The 17149-nt window shown below is 49.5% G+C and carries 5 protein-coding genes; 4 read left to right on the forward strand and 1 reads right to left on the reverse strand.

Annotated features, from left to right (window positions below; genetic code table 11):
- Positions 1–72 precede the first annotated feature (72 nt).
- The 4 genes from B4W65_RS14495 (at position 73) to B4W65_RS14510 (ending at position 6111) form a co-directional block, all read left to right on the forward strand.
- Entirely contained in the window at positions 73–4524 is a 4452-nt protein-coding gene (locus tag B4W65_RS14495; RefSeq protein ID WP_449404140.1) for a translocation/assembly module TamB domain-containing protein, read from the forward strand.
- A 140-nt stretch (positions 4525–4664) separates the two neighbouring features.
- Positions 4665–4961, forward strand: coding sequence for a PqqD family protein (locus tag B4W65_RS14500; RefSeq protein ID WP_146697802.1), 297 nt, complete (start codon positions 4665–4667; stop codon positions 4959–4961).
- Between the two features lie 82 nt (positions 4962–5043).
- On the forward strand, positions 5044–5214 hold the full coding sequence (locus B4W65_RS17325; RefSeq protein WP_158522856.1) for a hypothetical protein: 171 nt from the start codon (positions 5044–5046) through the stop codon (positions 5212–5214).
- Positions 5215–5229: 15 nt separating this feature from the next.
- Positions 5230–6111: a hypothetical protein gene (locus B4W65_RS14510; protein WP_088655896.1), complete on the forward strand. Its 882-nt coding sequence runs from the start codon at positions 5230–5232 to the stop codon at positions 6109–6111.
- 69 nt (positions 6112–6180) lie between these two features.
- Here B4W65_RS14510 and B4W65_RS14515 read toward each other — a convergent pair whose 3' ends face one another.
- On the reverse strand, positions 6181–17139 hold the full coding sequence (locus B4W65_RS14515) for a hypothetical protein (protein WP_146697803.1): 10959 nt from the start codon (positions 17137–17139) through the stop codon (positions 6181–6183).
- Between the last annotated feature and the right edge of the window lie 10 nt (positions 17140–17149).

Raw genomic sequence — 17149 nt, forward strand, 5'->3', positions numbered from 1 at the left:
AGCGGTAAATTTTATTTTATTTAGCCGTGAAACAGGCATTTCGTTCGCGCGAAGTTACCTATTTTTGCATAATTGCGTAACAAGGGCAAAACTATCAAAAAATCGCGAAAAATATTATTGTGGGTGTTGGTGGTCGTGGTGGGACTACCCATGCTGGGCTCGTTGGTACTGATGCTGCCAGGGGTTCAGACACGCATGGTGCGCAGCATTACCAACCGGCTGTCGGCCGACCTCAATACCGAAATCAGTATTGGCCGGGTGAGTGTGACGCCCTTTACCGGCATTCGGCTGCGCGACTTTTTGGTGCTCGACCAGCAAAAGGATACGCTTTTTTATGCGGCCTCGCTGCGTGCCGGCGTCGATCGCTTTTCGTGGCGCCACCAGCACCTTTACCTGGGCAGTATCCACTTTAATCAGCCCGAAGTGCATTTGTACCAGCATGGCGACAAAATGAACTTCAGCTTTTTGCTCGACTCGCTGGGCCAAAACCGGCCCGATACCGTTTTGTGGCAATACTCGGTTCGGGGCATCGATATTGAAAACGGCACCCTCGATTTTGCCCACAATGCCCTGCAAAACCCGGGCATTGCTGCCGACGAGCTGCATTTTCAAGACCTGAAGCTGAACATCCGGCGTACTTCCGAGCCGGGAGAACCCCTGTCCTTTGAGGTATTGCACTTTTCACTGCGGGAAGCTACCGGTCTGCGCATCGACGGTTTTCGCAGCACGGGCTACCTGGCCAGCGACAAAATCGTAATCGATCAGCTTTCGTTCAGAACGGCGCGCTCCCTCGTCGATTTTCAGGCTATAGAATTGCCGCTGGGGCAGACGGAGGTCAATGGCTACGATGTGCCCTTCAGGGGTAACATCCACAAACTTATTGTCGATCCGGAGGACATCCGCCACTACTTCCCGGCCTTTCCGCCTCTGGAGAGTCCCCTCTCCTTCAGCGGAGAAATCTTCGGCTCGCTCGACCAGCTGAAGGGCCGCAACATCCAGGCCAGCTTTGGCAGCGGCACCGTCCTCCACACCAGCTTCGACATCAGCGGCCTATCGAACTTTAACGAGGCCTTCCTGTATATGGACATCGAAAATATGGAGACCAGCATCCCCGATTTGGAGCTGCTCATTGTGGGCGAGCAGGCCGCCATTCCCGAGTCCTTTCGTCAACTGGAAACCATTCGCTACAAGGGAACCATCACAGGCTTCATCAACAACCTGGTGGCCTACGGAGGCTTCAGCTCGGCCCTGGGCAGCATCAACACCGACATCGGCATCAAGATTGAGGAAGAGCGATTTTTGTTTGGGGGACTGCTTAACACGAGCGATTTCAACCTGGGGCGGATGATCAATGCCAACCCCGCCCTGGGTCGGGTGTCGCTCGACATGGAAGTCAGCGGCAGTCGCAGCAGTAAGACCGATTACTTTGTGATTCTCGATGGCAAGGCCGAAGAACTGGAGTTCAACGACTACCACTACCACGACATTACGGTGCAGGGCTTGCTGACCCACCAGAAATTCGACGGAAATGTGCGACTGAACGACCCCAACGGCGCCCTGGATTTTATAGGAACCGTGGACATGTCGGGCCGCGTGGCGCATTTCGACTTTATGGCCGCCATTCGCAACGCCCAGCTCGACCGCCTCAATCTGGTACCCGGCATGAAGGACGGCGTATTGTCGGTGGTGCTGGAGACCAACTTCGAGGGCAACAACCTCGACGATTTGGTGGGCGAGATTGTGCTGCGCGAGGGCCTGCTCTATACCCCCGCCGTCGGCCTCGACTTCGACTCCATATCGGTGCGGGCCGAGCGACTGGAGGACCATAAACAGTTGACGCTGCGCTCGGCTTATGCCGATGGCGAAATCACCGGAAAATACCTTTTTCGCCACTTTCGGCGCACCGCTATGGGCTTTATTCAGCACTACCTGCCGGCCTATGTCGATAAAGGCACACCGGCGGCAAGCACCCCCGACAACGACTTTAGTTTTGACCTGCGGCTGAAAAAAATGAACCAGGTGCTGGCGGTCTTCCTGCCCGAAATCAACATGGCCGACCAGGGGCATTTGCAGGGGCATTTCCGCAGCGAACCACCCTCTCTCGAGCTGGATCTGGAAATGGACCACCTGGGCTATAACAAGTTCGAAAGCAGCGAAATTCGGGTACGTGCCCGGGCCAACGACAGCGATGGCCTCTCGCTCGTTACCCGTGCCGGCAACCTGCGCATGGGCGAGCTGGCCGACCTCTACAACTTTTCGGTACACCAGCGGGCCCAAAACGACAGTCTCCGCACCAACATTTTCTGGAACAACTGGGATTTGGAGACCTACAGCGGCGCCCTTTACAGCACCACCCATTTTACACGCGATGCCGACCAGGAGCGGCACACCGCCATTCACCTGCAGCCCTCCAGCATTCTGGTGGCCGACAGTCTCTGGCAAATCAGCGAGTCGCAGCTCACCTTCTACAAAAAGGGCATGAGCGTGCGCGACTTCCGCATTCAACACCAAAACCAGTTTGTTCACCTCAACGGCTTTTTACACCGCGAGGTGCCCGACGGCCTCCAACTACTTTTCAATCAGCTGAATGTGGACCAGTTTCTGCAAACCAAGGCCGACAGCAAAATTTCCTTCGGCGGCACCATCAACGGCCAACTCTCGCTCAGCGATTTTTACCGCGAACCCCTGTTGACCAGCGATCTCCGGATTCAGGATTTCATGTTTAACCAAACCCAATACGGCACGCTGAGTCTGGAAAGCTCCTGGAACCGCGAAGCCAACGCCCTGCTGGTCAGCACCCGCATCGACCATCAGGGGCACGAGCCCCTGACGGGCAGCGGCCTCTTCCATCCCGAAAACCAATTGCTCGACTTCCATTTCGACCTCGACCGCCTCAGTGTAGGCTTCCTCGACCCCTTCCTGGTTAAAGTGATGCAAGACATCGAAGGCTACGCCTCCGGCCGCATGTACCTGAAAGGCCCATTGACGCGGCCCTACCTCACCGGCAGCGTGGCCCTGCACGACGGTCGCTTTAGGGTGGACCTGCTCAAAACCGACTACCAGGTGCGCGATTCGGTCACCTTCTACCCCAACGAAATGCGCTTCCGCAACATGCTGGTGAGCGACCGCCACAACCGTAGCGGCCACTTCAACGGCTCCATCTTTCACAACGGAAGCTTTAAGGACATGGACTTTAACCTGCGCATCAGCGCCAACAACATGCTCATGCTCAACACCCGGCGGCAGGACAATCCCTACTACTACGGAACCGTTTACGGCACCGGCAACCTGAACATCAACGGCATGCTCGACAACATCAACCTCACCATCAACGGTCGCACCCAACCCAACACCCGCTTTTTCATCCCCATCCGCTCCACCGAAACCGCCCTCGAAACCAACTTCATTCGCTTTGTGGGCAACAACAACAGCAGCAGCGACCCCAACGGCAATGGCGCCGCCGTGCAGACGCCCGACTACAGTGTGGACCTCACCGGTCTCGAGTTGGAAATGAACATCGAAGCCACCCCCGATGCCGAAGTGCAAATCATCTTCGACGAGCGCATCGGCGACATCCTCAAAAGCACCGGCAACGGCAACCTTCAGATACGCATCGACCGCCAGGGCAACCTCCGCTTCTTTGGCGACTACACCATACAGCAGGGAGAATACCTCTTTTCGCTGCAAAACCTCATCAACAAGCAGTTTGTCATTAACCAGGGCGGCACCGTAGCGTGGCAGGGCGACCCCTACAACGCCGAAATCGACATCACCGCCGTGTACAAGCTCCGCGCCGCCCTCAGCGATTTGCTCGACCCCGTTACCAGCACCGGCAGCAACGCCGAGCAAAACGAGCTGCAACGCCGCGTGCAAATCCACACCAACCTGATGCTCAGCGGCCCCCTGCAACAGCCCAACATCCGCTTCGGCATTGAAATGCCCACCATTGATGAGAGTCGCGAAGCCCTCGTACTCGACTACATATCCAGCGAAGAAGAACTCAACCGCCAGGTACTGAGTCTGCTCGTGCTCAACCGCTTCTACACCCCCGAGCACATGCGCATGAACGACCAAAGCAGCCAGCGCGGCGAAAACGCCGCCCTGGTCACCACCACCGAAATGCTCTCCGCCCAGGTCAGCCGCTGGATGTCGTCCATCAGCAACGACTTCGACTTTGGCGTGGCCTACCGTCCCGGCGACAACATCACCAGCGAAGAATTTGAAATGGCCGTCAGCACCCAGTTCTTCAACAACCGCGTAACCGTCAACGGCAACGTGGGCGTAGGTAAGTACCAAACCAACACCAGTAAAATGGTGGGCGACTTCGATCTCGATGTAAAACTCAACCCCAGCGGCACCCTGCGCGCCCGCGCCTACACCCGCTCCAACGAAGACCTCATCTACGAAACCTCCCCCACCACCCAGGGCATCGGCCTCTCCTTCCGCGAAGAATTTGACCACATTGGCCAGCTCATCAAAAAGTACTGGCGCGCCCTCGCCGGCAAAAAAGAAGACGAAGAATAAACCCCGCGTCGTCCAAAAAAGCCAAACGCTTATCTAAAAGATAGTAACAACTGTCAAAAAACACCTACGGATGCCTTGTATTAATGCAAAAAATTGCATATTTGTAAGCTGAAATAAAATCAGGAACCTAAACCACACAGGTGCATAAACCAGAGGCGATATACCAAGTGCGCAGCGAAAAAGTCGTTACCCGCAAAGTGGGCGACGAAATGGTTATTGTACCCCTGGTTAACAGCGTGGCCGACATGACCCGTGTGCTTACCCTCAACGAGACCGGCACCGCCATCATCGAAGCCCTTAACGGTCAAAACACAATCAATCAGGTAGAAGAGCAACTTTTAGCACAATTTGACGTAGAACAGGAAGTGTTGTCAAACGACCTCCAAAACTTTATCACCGAAGCCCTTGACAAACAAATCATAGAACTCATCCCCTAACCCCCTACGCCAAACACCACCAATGAAAAAATCCTACCAACATATAATCAAAAAATCCTACACCACCCCCAAAATCGAGGAGGTGGAGATTGACGTTGCGATAAGTTTACAGACGCCGACCACAGGAGGGGAGGGAGACATAGGTGAAGGAGGATTACCTGCCTCTGCGGCACCAAAAGAGCCCGACTATGGCCCCAGAAGCTACCAGAGTCCCACCAGTCCCTTCGGCGACACCTCAGAACCGAGATATTAAACCATACAACCGCCAATGAAACTTTTTCTTGGCCCTGTCCAGCTGAACCTCTCTTTTGAAGCAGACATAGCTCCTCAACTGCTGCCCTCGGCGCATTTTACTGCGCCCCTACTGACACCCGTAAAAACCTTCAACTGCCATTATACGGCAAGCAGCATCGACTTACCGGCCGACTACCAATTACTTTTTGAAGGACAGGCCAGTGACCCCGACCAAATGCCCTACCGTTGGTCTGTTTGGGGAGCAGCGCCTCATTTGCTGGTACTAGTGGCCGACTTTCACCAGCCTGAAAACATCCGAAAAATCACCGCCTTTCTGGACCTGGAGAAGATGAGCATCCGGGTTCATTTCGAAAGGACCCAGCTCAACGAAGTTCTAAGCATTGACCCCCTCTTGCAACCCCTGGGTTCTCTTTTACTGGTGTACTTTGCCCACCTGACAGGCGGCTTCCTCCTGCATGCGTCCGGAGTACGCGACGTGGACGGAAAAACCCGACTGTTTACTGCCGTCTCCGGAACCGGGAAATCAACCATGGCGAAATTATGGCAACAAAAGGGGGCTGAAATCATCAACGACGACCGGCTTTGGCTGCACAAAATCGACAAACAATGGCATGCCTTAAGTACCCCCATGGTATGGTATGCCCAGCAGCCGATGACAGCACCCGTCGATCAAATATTTCTGCTGCGGCAGTCCCCCCACAATCTCATTACCCCGCTTCAAGGCATCAAAGCACAAATGCGGGTCATGAGCAACTGCATTCAGCATTTTCACAGCCGGGAAATAACCACCAGTCACCTGAATCAGGTGCTCGACTTTACGCAAAACATCCCCATCTTTGATTGCGCCTTTAAACCAGACCCATCCATTGTAGAGGAAATTCGAACCCTGCTTTAGCAGAAAGCAAGTAATAAAAAAGACCGGTGAGAACCGGTCTTTTTTATTACTTGCTTTCTGACAATACCCTTACTCGAAGTTACCACTGGTCAGCACCCGTTCACTCTTTACTAGGTTGCCAAAACGGGCCCGAACTATATACACTCCACTTTCGTTGGGCAAAAGCACCAAGGTGCGACTGCTGTTGGCCGGAACTTCCTGCAACTTACTTCCAGCTACCGAATAGATCTCAATGACTCCAGGACCTTCAGCCACTAATTCCATATTCGCACTCACCAACACTTTGGTCCCCACACTCTTAATCTGAATGGCGTTCCCGGCTTCAACTTCTCCGTCACCCACTAAATCTAACGAAGTAGTCACCTTATAGAAATAAAGCACAAAACGATCGTGAACATCACCCTCTGCATCAGCCATATAAGAATAACTGTTTGTTCTGCTCACATCCAGCATAGCACCGGTAACCTTGTCCTCCAAATAAATGGCATGGTCGGCATGGTAATACCTCAGGTCGAACTGCATGCTGACCTCCCCGGCCACCTGATTGCGCACACTTAAGGGCACTTCGTGGACGCTTTCGCTCAGCACGGGCAAACCATTAATGGCCAAAGCCGTTGACCCCGAACGCGTATAAATTTCAGGAACCCGCTTCGAGTCATTAAAATACTTTTCAGAATCCCCGCGGTCCACTCCTTCGATGGCGCCTTCCGAGAAATAAAGCACAGCACCGTCTCTTGAGTAAGCATTTCGTGTTTCAATACGTATAACATCACCTTCCGAAGACGAACTACTTTTCAGCATAGAGCCTTCGATACTGTGCGCACGGGCCTCCGGCTTAATGGTTACCGTTACATTATCGGTCAGAGTTTTAAGCCACACAGCCTGCATAGGAGGAATAAGAGACAACTCCTCCTCACTGGTAAAGGTGACCTCCGTATCGGGATACAAAGCCACCTTGGCGTTAGGCACCAAGACGTCCTTATTGTAGGTAATAAAGGCCATCTCATCTCCAATTTTTCCACGATACCAAATGGTCCCATCCACGTTTGGTCTCTCCCAACCTGCATTGGCTTCCCAACTGATAAAGGTTGGGTAAGGATTGGCTACCAAATTGAATCCACGCTCAGGATAGGCCCTACTCACTGCCTCCTTATTCAATTCCCCGGTGTATTCAATCAAGCGGTCATCAGCTCCTTCCAGAAGCAAATTGGTTACCATTCCCTCCAAGGACCAAAGGGCCCTCGAAGCCAGGCCGGATTTAATGCCCCACCATTGTCTTTGACGATAAACATTAATGATGATACCTTCCCCTCCTGCACTAAAATCAGAGAATATGCCATCCTTTATCGAACTCCCCAAATAAAACCACTGATTGGGCGGAGTCGTCAATCGAATCCTGTTGGTCCCTGCTCCACTTATGGAAGAATTATCCATTAAGGAAACCATACCATTGATGCCGTAGCGGTTGTTCAGCACCAATTCACCATCGTTATGGAAGTTACCCAACAAATCGACCCTTGAACCACCCTCAAGCCACAAAGCAGCACCACTTTGAATGGTCAGATTACTCAAAGTTATTTCATCCTCCACAACAGGCTCGTGCACCATTTTTGAAGATATCACCAAATTACTGTTGCTTACCGGAACCTGACCGTCACACCAGTTCATCGGATTGTTCCAATCGGAATCAGCGATGCCGGTCCACATACCTGCAATATTTGCAGTTTGCATGGTCAGCGTTTCGCTTTCTCCCCAACAGCCATTTGCTGCCAAAGCCTGCACCGAGACCTCTGAACCATCCACCAAAGCATTGGTGGTAAACACCGCTTGGTTACCATTATCAAAGGCGGTACCATCAACTACAAAAACATATTGGCTATAGCCGGGAGTGGCAGAGAAACCAACTGCAGTTCCCACACAAAAGGCATTAGCTGCTGCATCGCTGCTCAAGGCCACATTTAAAGCAGGTAAGACATTTACAGTTCCGGCGGAAATATCCATACTGCAAGCCAGGTTAAAGGCCTCTACAACAACCTGGTAAGGCGCCTCACTTGCAAACAAAGCACCGGTGGGCAACAAAAGGTCATTGCCGTCTCCTCCTATTGATGGCCCCATATAAGTTCCATCAGCTGTATTCTTGAGACGATACGATACACTCAGTTCTGAATTTTCAACACGAACAAAAGTGCTGCTGCCGTCACAAACTTCCGCATCTTGAATTGCTACCGTACGAGCGTTTACAGCGGGACTAACTACTACATCCAGCGTTGTTTCTCCCTGTACACTGGTAGCCCCTACTCTTTCTTCCACTTTAACACTGCCATTGCCTGCTGCTCCCCAAAGGACAGTAACTGAATTGCCTCCACCGGCTACCGTTCTCCAATTGCCGGCCCCGCTTGTTTGAACAGTTCCTCCGGTAACGGTCCATTTGTACTCATTTCCAGTTATGGCCGCAGTACTATAAGTCACGGCAGTTCCCGCACAAATATTGGGCTCATCCGGGGCAATGTCTGGTACGGGAATATTGGTTACCTCAACTGTAAACACTGTGGTTACTTCACATCCAGTTGTCGCAGTTGTTTCGGTTAATTGCAATTGGTAGGTTCCTGTGCTGTTACCAAAAGTAATATTGGTTGCAGCGTTATTGGTGTTTGCTATGGTGCCGCCACTCGTCCCCACCCAGCTCCACACATAGGTATTAGCTCCATTCTGAGGAGTAGAATAACTGCGCACCTCATTACGGCCGACCAAAGCAGCCCCTGTGATAACCGGGACCGAGGTCTCTTGAACAAGCAGGTTCACCGACCCGCCATTAGCGATTCCAACAGCGGATTGGTCGGACACCGAAACCAAGGCAACCGAATAACTCCCTGCCCCAGCCAAATCGTCACCCGTTAGCTGAATAACATAGTTGGGCGAAGTGATACCGGTCTGTGTAAAATTACGAGTTGAAGATGCACCAGTCACCCGATAACTCAAAGTCCATGGCGCCGAACCCGACAATACAACGGGAATGGAAGCCACTGCCCCATTGTTACAGATTTCCACCGGAGTAAAATCACTGATGGTTGCTGTCACTCCACTTAAGCCCAGCGTAAACACATAATCATTGGTCGTGACCCTAGTTGAAGTGGCCACCGTCTTAGCAGATGCATTCACAGTTTGTCCCCGCTCAGTCCATTTGCTGTCCCCACTATTGAATTGCACCACGCGCAAGCTGTTGCGCAACAAGGCATCGGAAGTCACCCCGGGATAAGATTGCTCATCCCAACGCAGTTGAATGTTCGCACTTGCTCCGGTGGGACGAGATACCACCCAACGCTCATTGTTACTAACCGACGTAATGGGTGTATTAAGATGCTCCTCCTCCCTGGGAAGATCATTAGCATTAAGATACCTTACTGTCCAATCTGCTGGTGAACTTCCCCCCTGCGTATTCAACACAGCCATCCGGCCATAGCGTCCTTCATTACCTACCTGAAAAGTAAAAGACTGACCTGTGAGCATTCGTTTGGTCATGGGGCCATCCACAAAAGAATTGACGTTGCCACCAGACACAGCATTATTAACTGTATTGGAAATATACACCACCTTATCAGCGTAACTGCGAATAATTCCACGAGAAAGATTCAAACGATTGCTTACAACAAAATTGGCACCAACAGCAGTTTCAGCCATATCCAACTCACCATTGTTATTCATCGTTACATTGTAAAAACTCTCTGCTGTCTCAACTTTGAACTGCTGGGTACGATTGCCATCAAAAACCACAGTCCCACGTCCGGCCAGGAATCCGCCCACTGAAGTATTTTCATTGATCCAGTCACCCCCAACATAAAGGGTTCTGTTGTTGTTGACATTACTTAAGACGGTACCGTTGCGAATAACCAGGTTGCCGTTGATTTTCATATCATCGGCACTGATGTTCTTACGGCCTGAGCCGGAAAGCACTACATTCTGGAAGGGCTTGTAAATATTACCGGGTTTCAGCGGAAGATTGGCCTCATTATCCCCTTTGAACTCAATGGTAGAAGCAGCATTGTCAAAGAATTCATCGAATTTACCACCAGGTAGAATAAAGTTACCATCACTGGTTGAGCCTATCACCAATGTTCCGTCGCCCAAAAAGTGCCCCATATTGTGATAAAGTGTTGTTCCAATATCGAGGGTACCATTTAATTCCACTGAATAAGTGTAGGCATTGTCAACGTTCAGCGTAACAAGGTGTCCTTCGGCAATTATAACAGGATTGCCATCAGGCCTTAGTCCACCGGCATCCCCACCAGGGGTAATCGCCCAAGTTGTCGGGTCATCCCAATCGCCATTTCCACGGCTGTACAAAACAGGTTTGGTTACGAAATTCGGCGCATAACCCGCTGTGTATTCACCGGTAATGTAATCCCCGGTAAAACTGATGGTGTTGTTGGCCGCATCAACGACCTCACCCAAATTATACCAGGTGTAATTCTCATAATCATAACGACCGCCAACATATTGTTCCTCATCGGCTCTTACATCATCCTGTTCATAGGTATAGCGATGACTTACCGTCAAGCCGCTGAAGCCTTCTGACTTCACACTCCAATAATAAGCCAGCTCATTGTCATCGGTATCGTTAACCGCGGCATGCTTTTCATTGATGGTGCGCAAGGTGATTGAACCGGGTGCCCCATTTGCCAAAACCGTATATGCGGCTGGTGTGTACTTCCCTTGTACGCCTACAGGAAAGACGAACTCACCTGCTGCACCAGCTGCATAAAGCTTACGCACACCCTGGTCGGACAACACCCCGTTGAGCATCACCATCTGCTTTCTGCCCGGAGTGCCTCCAACGACAGCATTCTCACCAAAAGTGAGCAAGTAATCATCGATGTACAACGAACCTGCCGTAAAATTCAAATGGCCATTGATTCGGATATTGTTTACCACATTCGCTCCATTGCTGTTGTTCATCAAAATATTGCCAAAAACAGCATTGTTGCCTGAGATGGTCTGGGCCTGGGTTCCTTCTACAGAAATTCCTCCTGAAGAGGATGGACTCTCATGCCTGGCCACATTGTGAATGTTACGTACCACAGCAACAATGTTGCCTCCATCGTTGAAAACGCCCGAGTAAAGCGACAAGTTGTTGTTCACATAAAGTGAGGAGTTTTCGGCCAGAGACAGAATGGTTGCTCGAATTTCCAGATTGGCAAAGTTTGTTACGTTGGTGCCAAACCCTTGTATTTGCTGAGAACCCGTTCCAGTAAATCGTGTAGTCTGAGAAACAGCACCCGGACGGAAGCCTCCCTCATTGATTCCACGGCTGGCCGAAATATTATTATTTACCAACCTGCCTTCAATGTTAACATCTAAGCCATTGGCCAGGAAAACAGAATTGCTGCTGATAAACAATTCGTTCTTGACTTGCAGGGGCAGCACAGCCAGTGATGCGCTTTGCCCTGAATTGGCACCCACTTGAAGGTTCCAGATGGGCGTCCCCAGCTGCAAATCAAAACTGTAACCAGCGGTATTATCCTCGGCTCCAAGTTGAATGGTTCCACCACTCACCTCATTGCTCGCGGGACGAAGATACAAATCACCAAAAGCAGAACCTGAGGCAGAAGGCCGTGCAAGAATGAGCCGACCTCCACTTACCTTAAACAAGCTGCCATTATTGGCCACCTCCAACAAACCGCGGGATGTCATGCGGTTACGACCGGCAATGATAAGCTCACCACCACTTTGAATGTAGTTGAGCGAACCGCTGGTGGTGGTGGCTGGACGACGAATCTGACCATTTACATACAAGGTACCACCCGACACATACACCTCAGGTTTTCCGGCAGCAGCATATTCAATACTGTTGTTTCGATTTTGGGTAGCCTCACCAATTTCCATGCGACCACCCAAAACCTCTAACCTACCTGCCAACAACAAATTGGCATTGTTGTTACCGTAAGCCACGCGCACAGTACCAGCATTCACCGAAAGTGCTGCGGTAGAAGGAACAGAAAAGCTGGTTGAGCCATCGGTAACCGTAACCACCAAACCTTCACCATCTACCCGGAAGGTTCCATTTAACAAGGTAAGGAAGGGATTGGTAACTCCTGTGGTGATAGCTGATTTGAGAGTAAGCACAGGTGTGGCATCTGAACCTTTATCTACCGTTAAGCTGTGAAAGTTAAAAATACTGCCTGAACCTTCAATCACAGCGTCCTGTTCCCCTTTAAAAATCGTAGCTGTATTCCTTGCCCCCCCAACCATATTAAAGGAGCCATTATTGATAAGACTCCCCTCAATTTCCAGGGTATTAGCAACAGTATTACCTCCACTCCTTACAGTAAAATTTGCCCCCGAATGAATAACAACATCGCCACTAACCAGAAAACGAGTTGCTCGGTCATTCCGGTAAACGAGACTTCCTGATCCTATTTCAAGATTGCCACCAACACCATAAGTCCTTGATCCCCCTGTATTGGTTCTTACCTGGTTGGCCCCCTTAACCACCAGATTATCAGAAACAACAAAATCAATATTGGGAAGCGTAATATTTGCTCCGGAAGTATTTATTACTAGATTTCGGTAATGGGTTAAAGGCAATGAAGTACCATCCGAAACCGTAGGTAGCGTGTAAGCATTTCCTCCCGAAACATAATACTCCACGGTACCACCATTCTCCCCAAGGAATTCACCAAAATCACCTCTGGGGAAATAAGTTCTTGCAATCCGTAAAGTACCACTACCAGTAATCGTTTCTTCTGGTAAGGCGGCAAAATTATGCCCGTTGGTACGCACCAAATCCAAAGTTGCTCCATCAGAAATAAAGAGAGCACCTGCCTCTGCACCATTCGCTGTCATAGTAACTGTATGCTCTTCCCCTATTACGACAATCGTATTTGCCGCAGGAACAACTGAGCCAGCTTCACCCGAATGACTGTCTGTACTCCAAGTTCCGGGTTCATTCCAAGCTCCACTGATACGTGAATACAATACCGGGATTCCTTCAAAAGCAGAAGGCAATCCCGCAGTATAATCACCATTGGCATTACTCTCCGCATTGAAAGTAATCACATTTGTAGCCTGGTTTACAAGGTTTACATCGTTTATGGTACGCCAGGCCGTTCCATAATTATAAACAGCAGGCAAATAATTGTTCTCATTGCCTGCTACAAAAGCATCTGCATAAGCATAAGTATGTACAACTGAGCTGGAAGGTATTCCTTCAAACCCTTGGCTTGTCGTCTTCCAGTAGGCCCCAAGGGCATTATTGGTTCCTTGAGCCAGGTGGTGCCGACCATGAACCGGACGAGAAGTAACTGTCCCCCAGGCAGAAGGCGCCTCACTATATTGAATACTGGCCGGCATATAGTAATGCGTTGCACCTACAGCAAAACCGAACGGAAAAAGAAAGCCATTGGAGTTGTTGAACTCCTTTTGAACGCCGCCATTGGACATCAAGCCACCAGTAACAATCATCTTGTTGTTATTGAAGGCCTGGGCAGTCCCTGTTGCTGCACTGTAAACATTGGCATCGGGCCCCAGCTTAAGCAAGTTATTGCCAATCGAAAAGCGGTGATTACTCACCAAACGTAAATCGCCATTAACGGCTATGGTTGCATCCGTTGTAACCGAACCCCCATTTTTATTAACGGATAAATTGTTGAAAACACCATTACCATCTCCCGACAGAATTTGGTTTCCATTACCAGTGAGCTCAATTCTTCCGGCGCCTGTTGCAGGTCGAAAATGCGTACCACTATTCTGAATATTTCCGGCAACCGTAAGAGTTCGGCCATTATCACGCAGTATGGTTTCTTTTCCAAGAGTCAAGGTCCCCCTTACTGCGAGAGAAGCCGCCCCATTCAAGGTCAAGTCTGACTTACCGGACAGTTCCATGTTGTTGAACCCGTTGGTCAGCGTGCCGTTATTGGTAAAACTCTGTGGGCCATTGCCATTAAAAATAGTTGTATTGGTTCCGGGAGAGTAGGTGGCATTTGCATTGATGATGAAATCTCCACCAACAACAACATTGGCATTAGCATTCCCCGATGTTAAAACAGCCCGATTGTTCAATGTCAGGTTGTTCTTTACCACCAAGGGCTGAACAGCTAACCCTGGAATAGTTGAATTATTAGCATAGGCTCGTGGTTGGGCTGACCTATACGTTACATTTGAGTAGATATTCAAATCCCATAGCGGCGCTGTTGAGAGCATGTAAGCATCACGTCCATTTGGAACTGTAACATTAATTTCACCACCTGTAATACTAACATTATTGGGATTGGCTCCAATCAAGATACTAAAGTTTGAGCCAGAACCCCCGTTTAGGGGATTCGGCGAAAGGATGTTTATAACTCCCCCCGAAACATCCATTGTATTATCGGGATAAGGCAGGGTGAATGCTGCATAAACATTCATTCCGGTAAGGGCAGGTAAATTTGCTGCCCTAATGGTCAATTCACCACCAGACATATTAAACGCGCCCCTGTGTACACCTGCTTGATATGAAGTCCTTATACATTCTGTCGAGACTTCTCCGCCTTCGAGGGTAATCGAAGCCGTGGAACGACTTACAATACCTTGCTTACTGTTGTCGTTTAACACCGAAGTCCCAGATACTTTCAAGGCACCGTAGAGCAACAAGGTAGTGCCATCTCCCGTTGTTCCGCTGCCATAAGTAACATTGGCACCATCTAACCACAACATGGCATCCTCATCAACAGTGTAAGTTGTTCCTGTTGCCAAAGAAGGAATAACAATGTTTTGTCCCAGCCTTACAGTACCAGCCTGTAAACCTAAGGCATGCGGGTTATTGATATTTGGAGCATTTGTTCCGGGCTCCAGATCATTTCGCCCAAACAATTTAAAATTATCAGGTGCTGCAGCATCAATATTAAGGACATAAGTCTGATCGACCCCTTTGTCGATTTCTATTCGGTAGAAATCACTTTGCCCGGCCAAATAAAGACTTTGATCGGCCATTGGGTTATTGAAAACAACATCAGCACGACCATTATTGGGAGTGTTGGTATAGTAATTGTTGTTAAAAGTTTCATTTTGATTGGTAAAACGAACCACGCCATAATTAGCAAAGTCTCCATTCACAATTACGCGATGATTGGCATTCCCAGTCCCCAATTCAATGCGTCCATTGTTATCCACCAGAACATTGCCTCCAATCTGAACATTTCGGGCATTGTTATTACTACCTATTCGAAAGATGCCTCGGTTCACCGTCATATCACCATTTACAACAAGATCCCCAGCTAGCATGACAATACGACTTGCATTTCCAAAACTGAAAGTCAGGTTATTGTATTCCAATCGCTGTAAGGTGAAGTTGCCGGCAGGATTATAATACTCCACAGTTCCACCAAGCGTCGAAGTAAAGGCACTAAAATTTCCTCCGGGGAAATTATTCGTCTGTAAACGCAAGATTCCTTCACCACTGACCTCTCCAAAACTATGGCCGGTAGTGGCTCCTAAATCAAGAACACCACCATTCTGGATCAGCAAGGACAAAATCTCTCGTGAATTATCCGTGATGGAGACATTACGCCCGTTAAGAATTACTACTCTTTGCGTGGGCAAAGGGACCCCGGCATTAACAGATAGGGTTCCGGAGGGATCCGTAGTCCAGGTGTTGGGGTTATCCCAGCTGCCCGACTGGTAAGAATAGTAGGTTATTACTGGCTCTCGTAAGGTCCAAATACCATTCAGGTCGGAAATGCCAGAACCACCAAATGTGTTGGCTCCATAGTTTTGGCCCCCGGGTATATCTATCCACGAACCATTTTGAAACACCTTAGCTTCATAAGAAACGGTATTGGGCAGTTCTCCATTGGCATAAGTAAAGCGCAATGCAGCATCTTGCACAGAAACTCCGGCCACAGAGGTTATCCAATGTCTTTGCAAGTCAGTAGGATTACTCCCTGGTGCATTACCAGGAGTAGTTCTAACCGAGATGGAACCTGAACCAGTAACTTGAAAATTGTCTAAATTGTCTATTTTAAAGGGTGCATAAGCCCCTCCACTACCCACGGGATATATCCCCAAAAAGTCGCCGGATGCTGCCCCCTCTCGTATAAACGAACCAGCTCCCTCTGTAACCAACATATTGGAAGAAGAGAATGGCTGCCCAGGGATTAAGGATGCGCCTAATTTTAAAGTCAAATCTCTTTGAGCCAAAACAACCCGGGCTCCGGAGAGCTCTAAATCTCCTGTAACACCAACATCTCCCAATAAGGTTTTATCCCCTCCACCCGAAACTCTTAAGTTACCATAATCCACAGCCGCAATACTCTGGTCTCCGGCATAACCATAACTGATCGTTGATGTAGGGTCAGCAACTACTGAAGCTTGCCAGATAAAACCACTTCCATTATTGTGCTCATATGTAGCATTTGAAGCAAGTTCTAGAGAAATATCGGATGAGGCATTTCCTATGGCATGATTGGCAACCAAAGTCGCCCCTGCTTCTAAAATAATATTAGTTTCTGGGCCACTAAGCGGCCATAATGCAGTCGTGCTGCAGGTTTGCCCGCTCTGTATTATGAAGGTTTGATAGCCGGATGTGAAGTTGGCTGGAGTGTAAGCCCCATTCCCATCCCGGTTTGAATTCCAATTGGTTGTAATAGAAGGATTGCCTGAACCTTTGTAGTAATAGGTGCCGTAAACTGGAACACTCTTCTGAGCCTCGGCAGAATTACCCCGACCATCTGAGGCATCAACATTAAGAGTGATGGTTTTTAGGCCAGCCGTTGAGTAGCGAACATTATGAGGTCCGACAGCATTTGAAGCAGGAGGATTGGCATCAACTCCAAAATCCCAACTGTGGTTCGTCGCCGCTGTAGATTGATCCGTAACCGTAACGATTTCCCCGACTACAGGCGCGGCCTTATCAACGCTAAAATCCGCAGATGCGTCAGTTCCTCCACAAGCAAACACGCCATTTGAATGTACTATTGTTAAGAGAAAAAGAGTACCAGTAACCACAATTCGTTTGTCACTGATAATTTTCAAAAATCTGGTAAAGATTGATTTCATATTACAAAGG

Source organism: Geofilum rhodophaeum (assembly GCF_002210225.1).
Taxonomy (GTDB): Bacteria; Bacteroidota; Bacteroidia; order Bacteroidales; family Marinilabiliaceae; genus Geofilum; species Geofilum rhodophaeum.

Bases quoted from the DNA above. Each gene is read 5' to 3' on its own strand.
- B4W65_RS14510 (WP_088655896.1), top strand. From the start codon at position 5,230: ATGAAACTTTTTCTTGGCCCTGTCCAGCTGAACCTCTCTTTTGAAGCA.
- B4W65_RS14515 (WP_146697803.1), bottom strand. From the start codon at position 17,139: ATGAAATCAATCTTTACCAGATTTTTGAAAATTATCAGTGACAAACGA.